Origin of the sequence: Coleofasciculus sp. C1-SOL-03 (assembly GCF_040220555.1) — a bacterium.
Taxonomy (GTDB): Bacteria; Cyanobacteriota; Cyanobacteriia; order Cyanobacteriales; family Coleofasciculaceae; genus Coleofasciculus.
Genome location: NZ_JAVJUO010000008.1, coordinates 26,992 through 47,846, shown reverse-complemented (window position 1 = coordinate 47,846; position 20,855 = coordinate 26,992). Strand labels below are relative to the sequence as shown.

The following is a 20,855-nucleotide window of genomic DNA, read 5'->3' as shown; positions in this document are numbered from 1 at the left end:
AAGCGTCTACAAACTTTTCCATAAAGAGATAGCAGCCTTCATTAAGTTTTTCGGTACCTCTGCTACACCAGCACCACCTGCCAACGGATAGAGGGATACTAGCCCATTCGGACCATTGAGTGCAATACGTGCCTCGTGCCTCAGACCGTTCACCGTCACCTCAACTATTTGATTGTCTCCTGACATCATTGTTCTAACTAGAGCTTCAACCTCGGCTGAATTCAGAGCATCGGTAGCCATATTGAACACATCCGCTTGCTTAGTACCCAAGGGCCACATACTATTGCTAGGCTTGACGTTTGACATGACCATCGCGAAGAACTCCCATGTGTGACGGCTCGCCATGTGAAGTACATCATCATTATTTAAGGTTACAGTCACTGTAGATCCATCAGCAAGCTGTAGAGTACGCTGCACTGGCGCACTCGCGTCCGATACGGTGCGTCCCCCATACTTGGCTGTATTACCAACACTTTCCCGGACAAAGTTCTGACCCCACTCAATCGCACTCCGCCAAATATCATCGCTTAAACCGCCGTGTTTGATTACATAGTCAAAAAACTTCTCAATCTCTCCTATTTGCTTGAAACCAGTTGTGTAACACGCCTCCAAGAACTCTTTGAGAACCGTAGCTGACATGGTGGATGTGTGGGCTTTCAAGAGAACTTTAGCTAGGTCACCGGCACTACCAAAGTGAGTAATAGCTCTAGCTAGGCTGCGACCAGAGCCAGTTACCTCAGCAAGGGACTTCAAGTAGTTCGTATCGAGTCCATGATTGCGAACTAGCTCGAAGATTTGGTTGCCGGAAAGTCCGTCTGTGAGGTTTTTGAGGGCAAGACCACCGAGGTCATCATACAACTTCTTGATGGTGGAGGCGGCTAGATCTTTGGTCAGTATCTTTATACCCTGCTCGCCAATTTCATCCCAGGCAGTTTTAAGCGCCGTCGCACCGAATTCGGACACCATCTCGGAGAAAGTAGCCTTGCCTACTGCATTCCAAGCCTGCTTCAGCCCTTGTGCTCCAAAAGAAGTCACTAACTCTTTCAGGGTTGCTACTGTAAAGGTTTCTGTAAGCTCCTTAACACCAGCAATAGTGAAGGCATCCACCAGTTCCTTAAGACCATTAACGGTCAACTTATCAATTAGCTCTTTGAGACCATTGACACCTAAAGTTTCAGCAAGTTCTTTGACCCCAGCTTCACCAAATTGTTCTACTAATTCTTTAAGTGTGCGTTCTCCCAACTGTTCCACAAGGTCTTTGAGCAGTTCAGGTCCTAACTCTTTGAGCAAGCGTTCAGCTACTTCCTCTGTAAATTCCTTGAGGAGACGATCCGCAATTTCTTTTCCTAGCTTTTCGGCTAGCTCCTGAGCAATTTGCTTGGCACCACCTTTAAGCAAAGCTTTTATGCCTTTAACTACCTTCCCTGCATCACCAATAAGTGGAATTAATCCAAAAGCTGCGATTCCGATCATCAGCCAGTTTTCCGTACTGTAGCCTTCACCAAAGAGAACAGGTTTGATAAAGCCCCACTTCACGATGTCGCGGATGTCACCAATGATTAAGACACCAGCAATAAAATCTCCAATGAAAGCAACGACCTCTGCACCCCAAACATCGTCGAAGACAACCTCTCCCCAAATGAAGCCCCACACTAAGTTAACAAGTTGTTTGCCCACCCAAAGCAAGGCATCGCCGATCGCCTCAAACACACCGACAATGCCATCCCAGAGGTCACTAAGGAAAGAACCAATTGCAGATAAAGCTTCTTCCCACCAACTCTTGTCAGCTTCCTGTGCTGCTTGCTCCATGGAGTTACTAGCTTGGCTAACTCCCCTATCTTTGCTAGTTTGAAAAGCGGCTTGACCTTCGTTGAGAGAGTCGGTAACGTTAGATAGTCCTTGCTGTAAACCGCCTTGCATCTGTTGAACAGTCTGATCCATGGCGGTAGCAGACTGCTCTCCCACCCCCACTATCTTCTGCCCTGTATTGGTCGCAACATTATTCAAATTTCCCTCAATGTGAGTCACTTGACCCTGGAGAGTCACTTTTGTAGTGTTCGCACCCTCATTGACTTGAGTTGTGGCATCACTACCCGCCGCCGCAGACTGGCTGGTAAAGTTATCTGCCTCTTGCTGCCATCCGCCCTGAACCTGAGCCTGAGAACCATCTAATGTGGCTTTCAAACTCTCAAGCTGTCCATCTGTTGCATTTTCCAGTGCAGCACGGAAAGCAACGGGATCGACTGAAGCATCAGGGTTTTCTTCCAAGAGGGCAGCCACCTCTGCACGAGCATTTTCCGTAGAAGTCGTGGTCTGATTGCGACCCTTCTCTAATTCCTGTCGTTGAGATTCCTTGTTCTGCTCTAAACCCTGACGGGCAACATTACCCTTAGCTTGTGCCTCTGCTACTTGTTCAGCTTCTTGAGTGTCAAGCTTACTCAAAGACTCAGCCTCAGCCGTATCAAAGGAAGCCAGTTGCTCTGCCACTTTAGTTTCAATCCCTTGTTCGGCTTCAGACTTGCCTTGCTCGATAGCCGTTTTAGCGGACTGAACAGTTGTTTCTATTTGCTGATGGGCAGTCTGACCCTCTGTTTGCCAGCGTTGAACAGCTTCAGGTTCAACACCATCCAGGTTAGTCGCAGCAACACCGGATTGACTTTGCAACTCAGAAGTAGAACGGTTGGCTACGTCATCAACGGCTGAGTTGACTTCAGCTTGAGCATCTTTTCCAGCATAGCGACTCTTGACAGCTTGGGCACGGGATTGTAAATCTGTTTGGGCATTGGTGGCGTTAGTTTCAGCACGCACCGCTTCTACTTGAGACTGAAGTTGAGACGTCGTCTGCTCAACAGCCGTATCCACCTGGGTGTCCGAGGTTTCTTTTTTAGCGTCCACCTTTTGGTGTGCCGCATCCACAGACTGGGTAAGTTTGCCTTTGGCACTCGTCTTCGACTGTTCAACCTCGGTACGGGACTGAGCAAACGCTTCTGTTACCGTCGTGCGCCCCTCGGCAAAAGCACTTGTAAGCTGACTGATGAGCGTTTGAGCCGCGCTCTCGATCTGGGCAAGCGTATCCTGTGCCAAGATTTCTATATCTGCAACTTTCTGGTCAAACTCAGCATTACTAGAACCAATGAATTGATTAAAAACCTGATCAACGATAGGCAAGAGTGCATCAATACCTACTCCAGATTGCTCCGCACCCGCTTCAGTGGTTGAGGTAGCATCAGCAGTAAAAGCATTATCCAGAGATGCACCAGAGAACCCACCGAGATTTCCTAAATCCGACTGAGGTTGAGCCGCTTGCTTAACCGCCGCACCATTCGACTGTGGAGTTGCTCTTCCCGTGGATTGAGAAACTACAGCTTCAGCGTTTGGCTGTTCTGGAAGGGAGACAGGAGCCTTGGCACTCCCTTCATTAGGCGTACTACTTGCAGGACTAGCTGAAGTCGTTTGCTGAGTGCCACCCTGTAATTCCGTTGCTTCAGTAGTAGTCTGACTATCTATTTTGGTAACAACTGTTGAGGTTTCTGTTACGCCACTGTCTCTAGTCGCTGGAGTCTGAGCCTGTTGAGCTTCTTCCGGTTGCGCTTTAGGCGGTGCAGGAGCAGATTGTTTCTGATTTGGCTTCTCCTGCGCCATTTCATCCGCCGTTTCTTCTTCCCTCAGAGGTTGAATTAAGTTCTTGTTCGGGGGAATATCGGGAAGTTCGTTAGAAAGTTTTTTAGCCTGAGGCGGTTCAACTCCTGCCTCTGCTTCCAGAAATGGGTTTCCTTGCTTGTTGTTATCAATCGACTCCCACCCAAATGCACCACTCGACTCTACCTCAGCATCCGGTAATGGCTGTTTCTTAAGACTTTCCCCTTCTGATAACTGCTGTAATTTTTCCTCGGAACTACTTTCCTTTGGTTGAACAGTTTCTGGCTGACTCGATGGCTGAACATTAAACCGATTCAACCCATTAAAGACAGAATGAGTTCTCTGTTCTATTTTGGGATGATACTGTTCTAACCCATCCTGAAGAACCTTCCTCTGCACCGGAGGAGACTCTTTCCCCTGGGTATTGACGGGAATATTCAGCAAGTTGGAACTCAAACGAGATGCTCTTTCTTTTTGAGCTTGTAAATTTGGTTTTTGGGATGGGTTGTTTTCACTCTCTGCTGCTGAGGGTTGAGCAGGGGTGACAGCTTCTCCCTCTACCTCTGTGTCAGCGGATTCTGGATTCTGTGATACATTTTCTTCTGGAACTTCCTCTCGCTGAATCGTCTCCTCTCCCTGCTCTGAAGTTGCCTCAGCCTCTGGCGTTGACGGTGGTTCTTTTCCTGGAGCCTTGACAGGAATATTCAGCAAATTAGAACTCGAACGAGATACTTTTTCTTTTTGAGCTTGTAAATTCGGTTTTTGGGATGGGTTGTTTTCACTCTCTGCTGCTGAGGGTTCAGAAGAGGTGACAGCTTCTCCGTCTACTTCTTTCTCAGGGGATTCGGGATTCTGTGATAATTCGGCTTCTGAACCTTCCTGGCGCTGAACCGTTTCCTCTTCCTGACTCTCTGTCGCTTCCGCCTCCGAAATCTCTGGCTGTTGAGCCTTATCTTCTAATCCTGCATCAGTGGACTTCTCCTGTACAGGTTGCGGGGGTGGGGTTTGAGGGACATTAACCGGGACATTAAGACCGTTGTAACCGACAAAAGCGGACTGATCCAGTTTCTGTTGCAAAAACGCCCTCTGTTCCTCCGGTGAGCGTCGTACCACAGGTTTCTGGGGTTTCGGAACTTTGAAACGGCGTCGCTGCAACGGATTTGGCGCGGACTTCCGACTCAAAGGTGAGAAATTGGGTTTGCGGATGGGTTCCCGATAAGACATGACCAGAAGTTACCCCGATTGACGCTGTTCTTTTCTGTACTTCCCAGTCGGCGCGATCGCGTCTAGGAGATGGGTAGCAGAAAATATCTTTAAGCATACCCCCAAACAGGCGATCGCACTTCACTCATCTTAGGAAAACTTAACATCCCCCGTTGTTACCAAAGAGGGTGCAACGCCTTCCCCAACCGAATCTAATGTAAAATGTGACTTTTCACGGTGTAAATCCTGCTCTTGTTAAGCCACTGAAAGTTCATAGTGCAGTATCAAAACTTCGTCTCGTTTCAATGTAGCCATTGCATATTCCCGCCCCTGTAAATCAGCAAACTCAACTAAATAGTGAGGTTCTTCCTGCTGATCATAAATATTGACAACCGTACCTACCTGTCCGACTGGTAAGTTTTCAAGCCTTACATAGTCAGATTCAACTAAGTGCAACCGCTTCAAGGGAATCGGTTTTAAGGTGGCAATTGTATCCAGCAAATTCAGATTTTCCATATCACTTGATAAATGCAGATATTAAGCGTGGCTGATTGTTCTTCTAGCTGGGCATAGTGCCAATTGTCTTCTGTGAAGAAATTGACGATGGCGGCAAAAATTGGTTGTGTTGAGGGAATGTCTTCAGGTATCACATTGGGAGTTTTCCTGTCATCGTATCGGCAAAAGACTAATACAAGGGTTGATGGATTGTTAATTTGCTTAGTTCACAAGTAATCCTTAAGGCTGATCATTGTTTTCTTTAAAGTTGACAATTTCTTCCGGGGCTGAATGAATTATTTTTATCACCTCCAAAGCGACATCCACCATTTCTTTAGCACGGGGATCTGGCATTAATTTTAACTCGATCAACTCATTGAGTAGTTTAGCGGCTTGAATGCCAGATTTTAACAAGGCTTCTTGGTATTCTTGTTGTAGGGTTTTAGGGGAAGGTGGGGTTGGGATTTGGTCGTTTTCGTTTTCCATGATCATTCTGATGAATTAACAGTATAAAATTAGACCTATTGAGTTAATTTTATAATTAATTTATTATTTTTTTGCAACTATCTAAATAATTAGATTTTTCTCTCTCGCTTCAAAAGTATCATTTATTTTTTTGCCTAAATATTAGTTTGGTTATTTGATAGGAAATTTAGCAGATATGGCAAAGAATTTAACAGTAAATTTACCTGTTTGCTGTTGTAGTTAATTCAGGAATATTTCTTCTTTTTTTAAATAACTAATCAGTTCATCTTCATTGAAATTAAACTCACTAAAAACACCACCAGAAGTGAGCCGGGATTGAACGCATCTTATCTCTTGTTCACTCATAAAGTAGTCGCCATCTAAATCTTCTAGGTCAATTTCATCGGCTAACAAGGAATATACGTCCCTTTGGCAATACTGAATTACATGATTTTTGTCTAAATCGCTAAAGCTATTTTGACGCAAAAACACTTCAATTGAATTAACTCGAATGTACTTAGCTAGAAAATGTATATCGGAAAAATGCCCATTGTCAAGGCTCAATTTAAGGGGACATGGTCTGGGATTCATAGAATTCATGATCTCGAGCCACTCTACATCTGATAACTGAGTCCACAGAGAAGGAGTTGATAGAAGAAAATCTAATACATAGCGCAAGGGATATCTTTTAGCTTGAAAAGCAAATATTTCTGAAAAGCTATAACCTCTTAACTCATCCAGAAATTTATTAAAGTAGGATATTCCCACCACATTGTCAAAACCATAGCCACTATACATTCTTTCTAAGATATCTAGCATCTTTTTCAATCACTAAGAAAACTACTTCAACTACTCCAAAGATTCATCTATTATTCTATTCATATTTTTCACCGTTCCATCTGAATTAAGTGTAAAACGGTATAACTCTATTTTGCTACTACTAATATTAAAACCCATTTCTTTCAATAAAGTTGGAACTCTAGAAGCTTCTTGAACGGTTGGACGGTAGTGACCGGAGAGGTTATCCATTCTAGTAATTTTTCCTTGTCCATTAATTTTGAGCTGCCCAGCCGCTAATACATTTGCATTGTTTGATAGAGTAGTATGTTTACGTCCTATTATCAAACGGTTATCTGTAGTAATTACAAAATCAACATTCCGAGGAATATTTCGTCCGTCTAAATAAACTTTTCCATTGACTACTTGAACTTCTCCAAAAATTTTGCCGTTAGGATCAAGAACCTCGTCAGGGAATTTATTTTTTATTGGAAGAGTACTCTCACTAATTTCTCCCAACTCTCGGCTGAACGACTGCAATTCCTGTTCAATTATCTCTTCCGAAAACTGACCTTTTAATGAACGATCAAATTTTTTCACTCGCTTACGTAGTCCTTTGAGTTGCAGCTTTACTGCATCAGATAGATTTTGATCATTCAAACCCTCATTAATTTTATCTAACAGCGGCTTACACTTACTACAGAGATAGAGAGCCTGCTTACCACCCACCTGACGAACCGATAATGTGTGATTTTCATCCCCAAGTTTCACCGCCTGACTAATATTAACTGGATTGTTCATCGGCTTTCCATTCGCCGTTGCATCATCAGCTCCCTTGAGTCCAGTTTCGCCAATCTCTCGTTTTGACTTATTCCCAAGCCAGTCATCTAACTTGCCTTTGCCAAAATCTGAGACTTTACCTCCTTGTTTCTTCAACCACTTCAGAGCATTATCACCATGCTTGGAAAATAATTCTACTGCTTCATCACCATACTTGGCAAATACCTGGATAACTTCATCACCATATTTAATAAATAAGTCAGCAATCTTACTGCCATACTTCCTAAACAAGTTTATGACATCATCGCCATATTTACGCACCAATCCAATAACGTCATCTACATACTTCAGACCTTTATTAACATACTTACCGCCTTTAGCCGCCGTACCAATATAAGGAATAATCGCGATCGCGGATAATCCAGCATTAACCCAGTCACCTTCTGCGGCATACCAAATCGTATTGAGAATATCAGCTACAATAGCTACAACGGTTCCAACTCCTGGGAAGGCATCTCCAACAATTCCTACAACGTCTAAAATACCATGTCCCCAAGCACTAATTGAAGGGTAGGTTTCGTTCCACCATTTAACAACCTTCTCGGCTTTTTGTCGCAGATACTTAGTAAAGACAGTGCTATATTCTTGGAAGACTTTCCAACAACGAGTTAAACCCGGAAAAGTAGATTCCATCCAACCTTGAAGCTTACCCCATTGTTCCTGTAACCAACCAGCAGCAGGCTGAATAACATTCTCATCAACCTTTCCAGCTACCCAATCGACTTGATTTTTTGACCAATCCGCCGCTTGACCTACCTTTTCCTTAGACCATTTCCATCCAGCTTGAATCCCTTCACCCGCTTGGTTAAGGAGTTTTTTCCCTTCTTGTTTAGGATTCTTGATGAAATCAATCGCGTAAGTTCCGGCGCTATCTACGACATCAACAGCTTTATGTCCATAGTTGTCTACGAATTCAGATGCTTTATTTCCATTATCCTCAATAAAGGTAGACGCACCGCTACTCTTGTCATCTATAAACGTTGCTGCACCATTTCCTTTCTCCTCAACCAAGTTAGATGCATTGCTACTCTTGTCATCTATAAACGTTGCTGTATTATTACCCGCCGTTTCGACAAGATTAGCCGCCGTACTATTTTTATCCTCTAACCAGTTGGCAACATCGCTACTCTTCTCATCTATGAATGTGGCGGTTTGGTTTCCTTTGTCTTCAATAAAGTTAGAAACATGAGTGCTTCCCTCATCAATCAAATCTGCCGCACTGTTTCCTTTCTCTTCAACAAAAGTGGCAATACTACTACTCTTTTGCTCCAACCATTGTGAGCTATTATCAACTTCACTCCGTAAACCAGAGACGGCGGAATCTTTAGCTCGTTCCAAGCCAGAGATAGTCGAATTGACTTTTCCGGAAAACCATTCTAAAATGGCACTTCCTTTTTCACGAACACTTGATGCAAACGCCTGACCTTTTTCCTTGACAGAGGACAAGAAAGCATTACCTTTATCCGCCAACCAATTAACCGCAGGCGTTACATTTACACCAACCCAGGCTTTCGCACCATCAACCTTTTCACCAACCCAGGCTTTCGCACCATCAACTTTCTCACCAACGAACGCCTTAGCGCCATCAACCTTCTCACCAACCCAGGCTTTCGCACCATCAACTTTCTCACCAACAAACGCCTTAGCGCCATCAACCTTCTCTCCGACCCAGGCTTTCGCACCATCAACTTTCTCACCAACGAACGCTTTAGCGCCATCAACCTTCTCACCAACCCACGCTCTTGCACCTGCTGTCTTCTCATCAACCCAATTCCAAGCCGTTTGAGCTTTACCCCCTATCCATTCACGCGCCGAATTCACCTTGTCAGCCACAAACTCTTGGGCTTGACCCGCTTTATCTTGGATAAAGTTCCAGCCTTCCTTGGCTTTACCACTTAAAACCGACCATTTTTCGTTAACCCATTGACCAACTGCACCGACTCGTTCTTGTACCCATTGCGTAGCTGTGCCAATCTTTTGAGTCAGAGGATTCCAAACATCCTCCTGCGCCCAATTACTAAATTGATTCCATTTTTCGCTAACTACCTTAATTACCGGGTTAGCCTTGAGCATGAAATTAAGCCATGCTTCCTGTGCTTCTTGTTTCAGGCTTTCCCAAGCTTGACCTAATTGTTTAGCCGCATTACTAGGGAAATTGTCAAGATTATTGACAAACGCTTGGGCTTTACCTTGGTAGCGAGCACATAATTCCCCAGCTTCACCATCTAAAGAAGATATCGTGTCTTTGGCATCTTTCTCTAATTTTGACCAACCTTGTTCAACTTCACCCGCCGAATCCGTGGCTTGCGCTTGAATCCCTTGTACTTCTTGACTAACTTGATTCTCTAGAGTTTCTTGTTCGGCAATTGTTTCATCTTGCAGGCTGGCTTCATCCGTTTGTAATCCTTGGACGGTACTTTGAGTCTCAGCTTGCAGTTCATCGCCCTTAGTTTTGCTTTCAGAAGTTAACTCGTCTCCCTTGGTTGTCCCGTCAGCCGTTAACTCATCCCCCTTAGTTTTGCTTTCAGCGGTTAACTCGTCTCCCTTAGTTTTACTCTCAGAGGTTAATTCATCACCCTTAGTTTTACTCTCAGACGTTACCTCATCGCCCTTAGTTTTGCTTTCAGAGGTTAACTCGTCTCCCTTAGTTTTCCCGTCAGCGTTTAACTCATCTCCCTTAGTTTTACTCTCAGACGTTACCTCATCGCCTTTAGCTTTACTCTCAGCGTTTAACTCATCCCCCTTAGCTTTACTCTCAGCGTTTAACTCATCCCCCTTGGTTTTACTCTCAGCGTTTAACTCATCCCCCTTAGCTTTACTCTCAGAATTTAACTCATCTCCCTTGGTTTTACCCTCAGAGTTTAACTCGTCCCCTTTATTTCTTGCTTCGTTATCAACCTCTGACTTTTTACCCTCAGACTCCGCTTGTAAATCACCCTTCTTACTATTAGCCTCCCCTTCAAGGGAATCTAAAAGCCCTTTTGCCCAATCAAGGGAATCTCCAGCTACATCGCTAATGGCATTACCAACATCCTGAATAACATTTCTTTGAACAACTTGACCGGATTTAACTTGCTGTTCATCAACTGGCTTAACGGATGCATTACTTTCAGCATCTTTTACCGCCACAGCTTCTTCCCCAGGTGCAACGTCTTCCTCAACGTTTGGTTCTACCGCTTTTTTCTCGACTTCAGCAGGTTTAGTGTCTTTAGCTTTCGGTTCAGGCGTTTCCTTAACCTCTGGTTCAGATGGAGGTTTAGTTTCAGGCGGTGCTTTCTCCTCTGGTTGTACTTGGGGTTTTTCCGGTTCCGCTGGTTCCGGTGCTTCAGTCGCAGGCTCAGGCGTTGCGTCTTGTTTCGGTTCAGCCGGAGCGACATCTGCTGGTTTGTCTTCTACTTGAGGCGTTTGTGTCGCACCCTCTTTAATATCGGGAGTTGCTGTAACTTGAGGAGTTTCTGTCGCCGGAGGAGTTTCTTTAGCGGGTTTGTTAATTTGCTCAACTTGCGGTTTAGGTAAGGGTTCAGATTTGGGTGCATTTGTCCCAGGTTGAGGAATCGCCGCAATTTTTTGTTGGGCTTGCTGCAATACTTGTTCTAAAGCCGCTTTGGGTTCTTGACTCGGATCAATAGTTTGAGCAGCACTCTGATCAGTATTATCCATCTGATCCTGCTGCTGTTGCCACATAGCCGTTAAAGATGTCCCCTGATTGGCTTGACTTAAATCAGGGATTTGGATACCTCCAGCACCTGTATTGGCTGTTTCCGTATTAGCCGGAGTTTCAGCCGCTTTTCGGTGGGGTTGAGTTTTCCCTTCAGTTTCAGTCGCTGCGGATTCAGCTTCGGGTTGAGGCGCAGTACCTTCTGTCTCTGGTTTAGCTTCTTTGGTGGGTGCTGGGGTAGCTAGGGATTCAGTTGAATTATCTTGTGCTTTGGATTTAGCTTCGGGTTTGGATGCTGGCGCAACTTCGGGTTTATTTGTACCCCCTTGTGCTTCGGGTTGGGTTTCTGTGGAGGGTGCTGGGGTAGCGGGGGATTCAGTTGAATTATCTTGTACTTTGGGTGTGGTGGCTTCAGGTTTGGGTGCTGGCGCAACTTCAGGTTGAGTTTTAGTACCTTGTGCTTCCAGTTTCGCGTCTGTGGTGGGTTCGGCTTGAGGAGGTGGCTCGATTTTCCCTTGGGGTGGATTCGATAATTGAGGTTCAGCCGGAGCAGGTTTTTGTACCGCTTGAGTCTCTGTCTCTGTGACTAACGGCTTATCCACCTTAGCTTCTGCAACATCTGGTGAAGTTTCCGTTGGCTGAGATTCTGCACCTGTGGCTGTTTGAGTATTAGGCGGTGGAAGTTCTTTAGCCGGAAGTGGCGGGGAATTCTTATCTACAGATAGTTGAGACGGATTTTTGTTGGATGTAGCTGGAGACTCCTGCTCCTCAATCGTCTTAGCTTGTAGCGTAGGAGTGAGGTTATCTCCCTGTAACGATAATGGGTTTTTATTCAAACCCCTAGCACTCGCTATATCAGCTTTCGCCTGGATGGTTCCTGTGTGCTTTTCTTCTTCTTTCTCTTTTTGTTCCTGCTCACAGGTGGAACATGAGCGCTGAACCGTTTCTGGCTGACTCGATGGCTGAACGTTAAATCGATTTAATCCATTGAAGACAGAATGAGTTCTCTGTTCTATTTTGGGATGATACTGTTCTAACCCATCCTGAAGCACATTCCTCTGCACCGGAGGAGACTCTTTCCCCTGAGTGTTAACGGGAATATTCAGCAAATTAGAACTCAAACGAGATGCTCTTTCCCGTTGAGCTTGTAAGTTCGGCTTTTGGGATGGCTGTTTTCCACTGTCTGCTGCTGATGGTTCAGAAGAGGTGACAGCAACTCCGTCTACTTCTTTCTCAGGGGATTCTGAATTCTGTGATAATTCGGCTTCTGAACCTTCCTCTCGCTGAACCGTCTCTTCTTCCTCACTCTCTGTCGCTTCAGCTTCTGAAACGTCTGGCTGTTGAGCGTTATTTTCTAACCCTGCATTCGTGGGCTTCTCCTGTACAGATTGCGGGGGTGGGGTTTGAGGGACATTAACCGGGACATTAAGACCGTTATAGCCGACAAAAGCTGACTGATCCAGTTTCTGTTGCAAAAACGCCTTCTGTTCCTCCGGTGAGCGTCGCACCACAGGTTTTTGGGGTTTCGGAACTTTGAAACGGCGTCGCTGCAATGGATTCGGCGCGGACTTCCGACTCAAGGGTGAGAAATTGGGTTTGCGGATGGGTTCTCGGAAAGACATTACCAGAGGTTCCCCCGATTGACGCTGGTCTTTTCTGTCCTTCCCAGTCGGCGCGATCGCGTCTAGGAGATGGGTAGCAGAAAATATCTTTAAGCATACCCCCAAACAGGCGATCGCATTCTACCCCACTTCAGAAAACTTAACCAACGGGCGATCGTTTTTTGAGAACAGGTAGCAGAGAACAGAGAACAGTAAGGGTTCAACGCTGATGTAATCTAGGTCTTTGCTCCTTTAAATAGCTAGGTGCTGGCACATCACTACGCGCATATACGTGCTGCTGCCATTCTTTTGTGTCTGGCTCATTTTCCCAGAAAAAAGTTCCTATATCGCCAGAATATACCCAAACACGGTCATCTGCTCCCCACAAGAAATAGGTTGTATGACGTATATCAAATTGTTCAGATGATGTGTACAAAACATTTTGCTCCTGATCTAATATTTTGAATTGTTGATAAGGAAGATCAGAAGTTTTATTACTTTCTATAACAAGAGTATATTTCCCTGATGGTGAAATAGCAGGGTTTTCTACTGTTGCAACTTCTGCTGGTAGAACCATTGCTTTTTCCTGGCAACTTGTTAAAACAATCAATACAACCAATAAATTATAAAATAGTTTTTTAAAAAAGACTATTGTCTTGTTCATAAGCAAAGCCTCTTCATTATTATCGATTCAGCTTTATAAGCACTCTGTTTCAGATGAACCATGATTTATAACTTTAATTAAGGGGCCATCCTTCACTAGAAATTACGTTTCCTGAGGCATCAATTTCCACAACAGACTGGGAACTCCAAGTGATATGAATAGTGTAGGGTTCTGCTCTTCCTAGAGTAATTCTCTCGGCAAATAAACTCTTGATGTTGTCTGTTGTATACTGAGGATTAGGATCGATAACATCATTCCAAGTATAGGAAAGATCTAGAGTTATAGTTCTTGTGCCACCTGCGTCAGAAACACTTGATGAAGTTCCCGTAATTTGAAAGTCTCCTACGTTGGCATTTGTCCCATGTAGATACTGATAGCCAACAATACTCTCTCCATTCTCAATACTTACATGAAACGTTTCAGAAATGTTTCCCGAACCTGTTCCCATGGTCTTAGCCAGTTCAAGCACCTTTGACTGTAGTGTCTGCTGCAAAGATTCATTTGCCTTCATATAACTAGACCAATTGGACTCATTATTAATATGCCAGTCTCCACCTCCTGTAAGATAACGATACAATATAGATCGACCTGCCCAATCCGATTCTAAGTGTCCTCCCCCACCTGTGCCACCTTCTGGACGGCGGCGTCGCCTATCTGATTCAACTTCTCTTTCAGTTCTCCGCTCAGTTCTACGCTCACTTCTTGATTTATTATTATCTAATTGATTTCCTTGCTCTTTTCCTAACCCACTTGAGAGAACCTTCCTCTGCACCACAGGAGACGCTTTCCCCTGAGTGTTAACGGGAATAGTCAGCAAATTGGAACTCGAACGCGATATTCTTTCCCGTTGAGCTTGTAAATTCGGTTTTGGGGATGGGTTGTTTCCACTCTCTGCTGCTGAAGGTTGAGCCGGGGTGACAGCAACTCCGTCTGCTTCTTTTTCAGGGGATTCGGGATTCTGTGATAATTCGGCTTCTGAACTTTCCTGGCGCTGAACCGTCTCTTCTTCCTGACTCTCTGTCGCTTCAGCTTCTGGAACGTCTGGCTGTTGAGCGTTATCTTCTAACCCTGCATCAGTGGACTTCTCCTGTACAGGTTGCGGGGGTGGGGTTTGAGGGACATTAACCGGGACATTAAGACCGTTATAGCCGACAAAGGCTGACTGATCCAGTTTCTGTTGTAAAAACGCCCTCTGTTCCTCCGATGAGCGTCGCACCACAGGTTTTTGGGGTTTCGGAACTTTGAAACGGCGTCGCTGCAATGGATTCGGCGCGGACTTCCGACTCAAGGGTGAGAAATTGGGTTTGCGGATGGGTTCTCGGAAAAACATTACCAGAGGTTCCCCTGATTGACGCTGTTCTTTTCTGTTCTTCCCAGTCGGCGCGATCGCGTCTAGGAGATGGGTAGCAGAAAATATCTTTAAGCCTACCCCCAAACAGGCGATCGCATTCTACCCCACTTCAGAAAACTTAACCAACGGGCGATCGCCCTTTTCGACCAATACTCCAACATACAATTTCTTGAACTTCCGGCACAAACCCATAACTCCAACCCGCCCTTCTGGGGGAACTCTTGCATCTTTAGAATTCTCTACCCAGATAAACGGGATACAATCGAAAAGTAACTTACTCTATAAATCTTAAGGGTCTAGCACTCGCGCTTTTGACGTGGAATCGCCTGAAACTGTTTTGTTTGAATTCAACTCGATCGATGAAGCCCTAGCCGACCTCAAAGCCGGTCGCGCTTTGGTGGTGGTTGACGATGAAAACCGGGAGAACGAAGGGGACGTAATTTGCGCCGCCCAATTTGCCACACCGGATATGATTAATTTCATGGCGGTGGAAGCCAGGGGCTTGATTTGTCTGGCGCTGATGGGAGAACGCCTGGATGCCCTGGATTTACCATTGATGGTAACCAAAAATACCGATAGCAATCAAACGGCGTTCACGATTAGTATTGATGCAGCATCCCATTTGGGGGTGACAACGGGTATCTCGGCAGAAGACCGGGCGCGAACCATCCAAATTGCGATTAATCCCCAGACTAAACCCTGTGATTTACGTCGTCCGGGTCATATTTTCCCGATCCGCGCCAGAGAAGGAGGGGTCCTCAAGCGGGCGGGTCATACGGAAGCGGCGGTGGATTTACCGCGATTGGCAGGATTATACCCAGCCGGGGTGATTTGTGAGATCCAAAATCCCGATGGGTCAATGGCGCGTTTGCCCCAGTTGATTCAGTATGCCAAACAGCATCATCTCAAACTGATTAGCATTGCTGATTTAATTAGTTATCGCCTGCAACACGATCGCTTCGTTTACCGGGAAACGGTGGCTAAATTGCCGACGCAGTTTGGCACGTTTAAAATTTACGGCTATCGTAATACCTTGGACAATACAGAACATGTGGCAATTGTCAAGGGTGATCCGGAAACGTTTCCAGACCAACCCGTGATGGTACGGATGCACTCGGAATGTCTCACGGGAGATGCTTTGGGTTCCCTACGCTGTGATTGTCGTCAGCAACTCGAAGCCGCATTAAAAATGATTGAGACAGCGGGTCAAGGGGTGCTGGTGTATTTGCGTCAAGAGGGACGCGGGATTGGTTTGGTGAATAAGCTGAAAGCCTATTCCCTCCAGGATATGGGATTGGATACGGTGGAAGCGAATGAACGCTTGGGATTTCCGGCGGATCTGCGGAACTATGGCATGGGGGCGCAGATGCTGAATGATATTGGTGTCAAGCAAATTCGCTTGATTACCAATAATCCGCGTAAGATTGCGGGATTAAGGGGATATGGGATTGAGGTGGTCGATCGCGTCCCCCTGTTGATTGAATCCAATGACTATAACTCGATCTATTTAGCCACCAAGGCACAGAAACTAGGGCATCTGTTGCTACAAACGTATTTAGTCACCGTGGGAATTCAGTGGCTCGATGCGCCGCAATCGGTGACGGAACGGTATGAACGACTGGAAAAACTGCGACATTTAGCCGCAAGCCATAACCTATTGTTACAGGAAGAGGCCCGTCCTGTGGCGATCGCACTATTTGGGAAACCGTCTTTAATTGTTCACCTGGGCTTTGATCAAGCTAACTTAGCAGAACCCGACTGGTACAAAGATAGCCATCATCCTTACTGCGTTGCGATCGCCAAGATCTTAGATACACTCAGTACCTGGTCGCAACTGGGACGCCTAGAATTTCTTGTCTCTACTGGGGTCGATCCCCTGCTTAGTTTACAAGTTCAGCTTGATCGGCAAATGTTCTCATTGAGTCAGTGTCCCTCCCGTGTATTTGAGAATTTAACCACGCAAAAAATCTACAGTTTTGAGCGGTAATGGTTATTTGTCCTTGGTCAATAGTATTCACTACCTATCATTAATATGTTTTTTTGTCAACCCGTAGTTTTAACGATTTCTGGAAACCAACGATCATAAATTCCTGAATTGTACGGATTCTTGATCGGTGTCCTTAAATCTACAATTGAAATCAAACAGAAAATGCTGAGTCTCTCCCGGTAGGTTATTGGTAGCTACCGGGGGATTTTGTCTGAAACTTGGACAATACGACTATCAAGCTTTTGGGCAACATCGCCAACTTGAATTAATGGCATTTGTCCATTTACATACATCACCCCTGTGAATGCAACCATTCCACCTCGGCGAAAGGTTGCCATATCTAACTGTAGGGGGGTTCCTTCCATATCGATGCCTAAGGTAAAGCCTGTTGAGGTATCTGCCACGTTATTCAATTCTGGGAGGGGTTTATATTCCAAAACGTTGATTTCTCCCATCCCTTGCAATCGTTGCTTCAGTTGGCTAACCAGCAACTGTTGCATTTCGGGTTGCTGTAACTGTTGTACGGTAGTATCAAAGTTGACCCAATCCGGTTCGCTAAGGGGACTGGTAAATCCTAGAACAATTTGCAAGTTTTCGGGATTGACAAAGGCGAATAAATTTTCTGGGTTTAAATTAGCTTCCTGGAATTGCTGGGTTAACAGTCTAAACTGAGAGGCAAGTGAGGCGGCTAATTCGGGGGGAAGTTCCTGGAATCCCTCAGGTAAGTCTTCGAGTAACAGCTTGACATTTGCCGAGGTGGAGGCTTGGGAAATCGTTTGGGGTATCGGCAGGGATGCTGTCGAGGCTGAAGTTACGGGTGTAGCCGCATTAATCGGATTACCTGTGAATAGGATGCCACTCAACAGGCATAAGCTTAAGGGAATTCTCTTGATCATCTTACAATCAGCAAGGGGACTGCCGCTATGGTAGCAAAATGGGGAACGGGGAACAGGGAACAAGGAACAGAATCTGTTGATTTACGATACAATTTTTCTCTTGGTCTAATGGGTGGGTGAGTCATAGCAAATCCGCTTTTGCCATCCCCCTTTATCTCTTGGGTACTTTTTCCTTGGAACCTTCTGCCTTCTGCCTTCTGCCTTCTGCCTTCTGCCTTCTGCCTTCTGCCTTGTCCCTAGTGAAAGGGGGGAGTTAAGCCGGATTTAGTATGATGCAATTCAAATTTTCTCAGGTTTCTCGATCACGATTAGCGATTACGGCGGCACTCGCTTTTTTTTGTATGGCGTTAATTTTCGGCTTACATCGACACTATACGTTTTATTCCTCCTACGACCAAGGTATTTTTAATCAAGTCTTCTGGAATAACCTGCATGGGCGTTTTTTTGAGAGTTCCTTATCCTCACAACTTTCGACGAATGTCGTTCATCAGGGAGAGGTTCCCAGGGTGGATTATCATCGTTTGGGACAACATTTTACGCCAGCGTTGTTACTTTGGTTACCCCTGTATGCTTTATTTCCTACACCCGCAACGTTAACTGTATTGCAGGTAACATTGGTCACGGCGGCGGGTTTAGTTCTGTATTTTCTCGCACAAGAGTATCTGGAACTAACCTTAGCTGGGATGATTACAGTTAGCTTTTACTGCGCGAATGCGGTTATTGGTCCAACGTTATCGAACTTTCACGATATTTCCCAGATTCCCCTATTGGTTTTCGGACTGCTGCTAGCGATGGAAAAACGCTGCTGGTGGCTGTTTTGGCTATTAGCCGTTTTACTTTTAGCCGTGCGCGAAGATGCGGGAATTGGATTATTTGGTGTGGGCGTGTACTTAATCCTGAGTCGGCGCTATCCCCGGATTGGGTTAGCGGTTTGTAGCTTAAGTTTTGGCTATATAATTCTACTGACGAATCTGGTTATGCCATTATTTTCCGAGGATATTTCGCAGCGGTTTATGATGGAACGATTCGGTCAATATGCTTCAGGGGATGAGGCGTCTACGTTAGAGATTATCTGGGGAATGGTGAGTAATCCGGGGCGGGTGTTGGTGGAATTGGTGACACCCTTGGGTCGCACGTTGAATTATTTATTGGGGCAATGGTTACCGTTGGCGTTTGTACCCGCGATTTCCCCCGCGTCTTGGATGATAGCGGGATTTCCTTTACTCAAGTTATTTTTAGGTAAGGGTGAATCGGTACTGGCGATTAATATTCGCTATGCGATGACGGTAGTGCCAGGGCTATTTTATGGGGCGATTCTCTGGTGGTCAAAGCATCAAGAGTTATACAGGCGATCGCGCTTTCGATATTTTTGGATTTTTTGTATTAGTTTGACGCTATTTTTCTCCTATACATCTAGCGCTTCGGCGTTAAATCGGGCGTTTTATTTTATGTTACCGGATTCTTTTGATCCGTGGGTCCATATCTCATTACCCCAACAGTGGCGACATGTGCAACAAATGCGTCCTTTAGTTAGTCAAATTCCACCAGATGCGAGTGTTTCGGCGACAACTTATATTATTCCCCATCTCTCTAGTCGCCGTGAAATTATTCGCTTACCGGATTTAAGGCTACGCAATGATCAGCAAGAGGTCATCAAGGTAGATTATATGATTGCTGACCTTTGGCGATTGCAGCAGTATCAGGTAGCGTTTGATCAGGAACGAGGACTCTTGGCGTCGCTGGTATCGCTCATTGATCAGGTAACGGCAAAGCAGGAGTATGGCATTATTGGGTTTGAGGATGGGGTGATTTTATTGCAAAACGGCGTCGATTCTAATTCTGAGGCTATGGAAAAGTGGTTAGTGTTTCGGAAACAATTGGTTAACCGTTTATCAACATAAAACGTCTGATACAGATATCGGTCAGGTCAAGCGTATTCGTATAGGGAAATCAGCAAAAATATTTTGTGAAATAATCCTTGGCTATAGTTATGCGATCGCACTTCACTCTAACTCTTGCTGAGTTGCATTCCCATTCCCCCCAGTTGTCCCTTTTTAATTAAACGTCAGATGCATTAAAATGCTTTTTTGTCAAATTTACCTCGGTCTGAGTCGAGGAAATTGGGTCATGTAAGATGCTTGTCGTATTTCACGTTTGCCGCAGTGTTACGGGATAAAATAACGTATTTATAAGGCTTTAAAGCGTTTAAGGTTAAAAATTTGCCATAAAAACAGCACAATACAGGATTAAGTTAACATTGTACTACAACCTCAAACCCTGATCAAATCAGGATCGACCCGTGATGTTTTCTGCCCGTGTTAAATTTGCTTAACTTTAAATGATTAAAACGTAAGCGTAAAGACTAAAAGTTTTGCTTATCTCAGTCGGATGCCCCTATGATCGTCTTGTCAGGGCGACCACAAACTACGTTATCGGGGTTTAATAATTGGTGCGATCGCGAGTCTAACTCCTATCTGCTAATATGAGAGGATATGCAAGGTTCAACGGGTCGGTATTCTATGGGTTTATGGCATGGCAATGATTACTTCAACTCCAGTAAGTCTAAACTTAGACAACGTTGGTTTAAGCATTGATTTGATCAGATAAGACAACAATGCCATACAGTCAATTCACCACGCTTGCTAAAGCCAAAGAAGCCTTCAATCTCACGACAGCAGAAGGGATTAGATTTTTGCCGGAAATTGACCCGATTCAACCCAGTTCTATCTTAGCCGCCATTCTGGACGAAAATCTCCCTCTCGCTGTAGCGACAGGAAGTGAGAAAGCCCGATCTGAATTAATTATTAGCCCAGTTTTAGTGGAAGTGCGGCGCATTTTGAACCGTCAAATTAGTTTATTTTCTGGCGAAGACTTTAACGTCGATGAATCACTGGGGCTTAATGGACGTTGTGACTTCCTGATCAGTCGTTCCCCCGAACTTTTAGACATTGAAGCCCCAGCGGTTGTGATTGTGGAGGCGAAACAAGCTAACCTTAAATCGGGAATTGGTCAATGTGTGGCGGAAATGGTGGCTGCCCAGAAATTTAATATCGCTAAGGAAAAACCGCTTGAATGTATTTATGGTACAGTTAGTAATGGCAACCAGTGGCAATTTCTTAAACTGGAAGATACTACAGTTACGATTGATCTGATCATTTACCCCCTCCCACCCGTTGAGCAAATTTTAGCCTTTTTGGTGTGGATGATACAGCAGGGATAAAGGCAGAAGTAAGAAGACAGCAGCTAGAGGGCAGGGTGAAAAGCGTTTAATGTAGTAAG

14 protein-coding genes are annotated in these 20,855 nt (G+C 45.0%); 3 read left to right on the top strand and 11 right to left on the bottom strand.

Annotated features, from left to right (window positions below):
• Positions 1-6: 6 nt before the first annotated feature.
• The 10 genes from RIE73_RS01050 to RIE73_RS01005 all read right to left on the bottom strand — a co-directional run bounded on the left by RIE73_RS01050 (position 7) and on the right by RIE73_RS01005 (position 14,920).
• Positions 7-4,716, bottom strand: coding sequence for a hypothetical protein (locus RIE73_RS01050; protein ID WP_446399410.1), 4,710 nt, complete (start codon positions 4,714-4,716; stop codon positions 7-9).
• Entirely contained in the window at positions 4,667-4,960 is a 294-nt protein-coding gene (locus tag RIE73_RS01045) for a hypothetical protein (protein WP_446399409.1), read from the bottom strand. The genes RIE73_RS01050 and RIE73_RS01045 overlap by 50 nt, the downstream gene beginning before the upstream one ends.
• Before the next feature lie 137 nt (positions 4,961-5,097).
• Positions 5,098-5,358 carry a DUF4926 domain-containing protein gene (locus RIE73_RS01040; protein WP_446399408.1) on the bottom strand — a complete coding sequence of 87 codons (261 nt, stop codon included), beginning with the start codon at positions 5,356-5,358 and terminating at the stop codon, positions 5,098-5,100.
• Positions 5,346-5,492, bottom strand: a complete 147-nt coding sequence (locus tag RIE73_RS01035) for a hypothetical protein (protein WP_446399407.1) — start codon at positions 5,490-5,492, stop codon at positions 5,346-5,348. Before RIE73_RS01035 ends, RIE73_RS01040 begins: the two co-directional genes overlap by 13 nt.
• An 85-nt stretch (positions 5,493-5,577) precedes the next feature.
• Positions 5,578-5,823 (bottom strand): hypothetical protein, encoded by a 246-nt coding sequence (locus RIE73_RS01030; protein ID WP_446399406.1) that lies wholly within the window; start codon positions 5,821-5,823, stop codon positions 5,578-5,580.
• A 219-nt stretch (positions 5,824-6,042) separates the two neighbouring features.
• The gene (locus RIE73_RS01025) at positions 6,043-6,621 is read right to left on the bottom strand and encodes a hypothetical protein (RefSeq protein WP_446399405.1); all 579 of its coding nucleotides are present in this window, start codon (positions 6,619-6,621) and stop codon (positions 6,043-6,045) included.
• A gap of 30 nt (positions 6,622-6,651) precedes the next feature.
• Positions 6,652-12,804: a hypothetical protein gene (locus RIE73_RS01020; RefSeq protein ID WP_446399404.1), complete on the bottom strand. Its 6,153-nt coding sequence runs from the start codon at positions 12,802-12,804 to the stop codon at positions 6,652-6,654.
• 94 nt (positions 12,805-12,898) lie between these two features.
• The gene (locus RIE73_RS01015) at positions 12,899-13,342 is read right to left on the bottom strand and encodes a hypothetical protein (protein ID WP_446399403.1); all 444 of its coding nucleotides are present in this window, start codon (positions 13,340-13,342) and stop codon (positions 12,899-12,901) included.
• Positions 13,343-13,415: 73 nt separating this feature from the next.
• Positions 13,416-14,777 carry a hypothetical protein gene (locus RIE73_RS01010; RefSeq protein WP_446399402.1) on the bottom strand — a complete coding sequence of 454 codons (1,362 nt, stop codon included), beginning with the start codon at positions 14,775-14,777 and terminating at the stop codon, positions 13,416-13,418.
• Complete coding sequence (locus RIE73_RS01005; protein ID WP_446399401.1) at positions 14,768-14,920, bottom strand: hypothetical protein; 153 nt, start codon at positions 14,918-14,920, stop codon at positions 14,768-14,770. The genes RIE73_RS01010 and RIE73_RS01005 overlap by 10 nt, the downstream gene beginning before the upstream one ends.
• A gap of 89 nt (positions 14,921-15,009) precedes the next feature.
• Between RIE73_RS01005 and ribBA the strand changes: the two genes are divergently transcribed.
• On the top strand, positions 15,010-16,680 hold the full coding sequence (ribBA, locus tag RIE73_RS01000; protein ID WP_446399400.1) for a bifunctional 3,4-dihydroxy-2-butanone-4-phosphate synthase/GTP cyclohydrolase II: 1,671 nt from the start codon (positions 15,010-15,012) through the stop codon (positions 16,678-16,680).
• Between the two features lie 194 nt (positions 16,681-16,874).
• On the opposite strand, the gene RIE73_RS00995 is transcribed toward ribBA, so the two are convergent.
• Positions 16,875-17,576 carry a hypothetical protein gene (locus RIE73_RS00995; RefSeq protein ID WP_446399399.1) on the bottom strand — a complete coding sequence of 234 codons (702 nt, stop codon included), beginning with the start codon at positions 17,574-17,576 and terminating at the stop codon, positions 16,875-16,877.
• A 272-nt stretch (positions 17,577-17,848) separates the two neighbouring features.
• On the opposite strand from RIE73_RS00995, the gene RIE73_RS00990 reads away from it, so the two are divergent.
• Both RIE73_RS00990 and RIE73_RS00985 read left to right on the top strand, forming a co-directional pair.
• Positions 17,849-19,477 carry a DUF2079 domain-containing protein gene (locus RIE73_RS00990; protein WP_446399429.1) on the top strand — a complete coding sequence of 543 codons (1,629 nt, stop codon included), beginning with the start codon at positions 17,849-17,851 and terminating at the stop codon, positions 19,475-19,477.
• Between the two features lie 713 nt (positions 19,478-20,190).
• Positions 20,191-20,796: a hypothetical protein gene (locus tag RIE73_RS00985; RefSeq protein WP_446399398.1), complete on the top strand. Its 606-nt coding sequence runs from the start codon at positions 20,191-20,193 to the stop codon at positions 20,794-20,796.
• Positions 20,797-20,855 lie beyond the last annotated feature (59 nt).

Excerpts from the sequence above, each read along its gene's own strand:
- RIE73_RS00990 (WP_446399429.1), top strand. The coding sequence starts at position 17,849 with ATGCAATTCAAATTTTCTCAGGTTTCTCGATCACGATTAGCGATTACG.
- RIE73_RS01025 (WP_446399405.1), bottom strand. The coding sequence starts at position 6,621 with ATGCTAGATATCTTAGAAAGAATGTATAGTGGCTATGGTTTTGACAAT.
- RIE73_RS00985 (WP_446399398.1), top strand. The coding sequence starts at position 20,191 with ATGCCATACAGTCAATTCACCACGCTTGCTAAAGCCAAAGAAGCCTTC.
- RIE73_RS01045 (WP_446399409.1), bottom strand. The coding sequence starts at position 4,960 with ATGCTTAAAGATATTTTCTGCTACCCATCTCCTAGACGCGATCGCGCC.
- RIE73_RS00995 (WP_446399399.1), bottom strand. The coding sequence starts at position 17,576 with ATGATCAAGAGAATTCCCTTAAGCTTATGCCTGTTGAGTGGCATCCTA.
- RIE73_RS01040 (WP_446399408.1), bottom strand. The coding sequence starts at position 5,358 with ATGGAAAATCTGAATTTGCTGGATACAATTGCCACCTTAAAACCGATT.
- RIE73_RS01015 (WP_446399403.1), bottom strand. The coding sequence starts at position 13,342 with ATGAACAAGACAATAGTCTTTTTTAAAAAACTATTTTATAATTTATTG.
- RIE73_RS01005 (WP_446399401.1), bottom strand. The coding sequence starts at position 14,920 with ATGCAAGAGTTCCCCCAGAAGGGCGGGTTGGAGTTATGGGTTTGTGCC.
- RIE73_RS01030 (WP_446399406.1), bottom strand. The coding sequence starts at position 5,823 with ATGGAAAACGAAAACGACCAAATCCCAACCCCACCTTCCCCTAAAACC.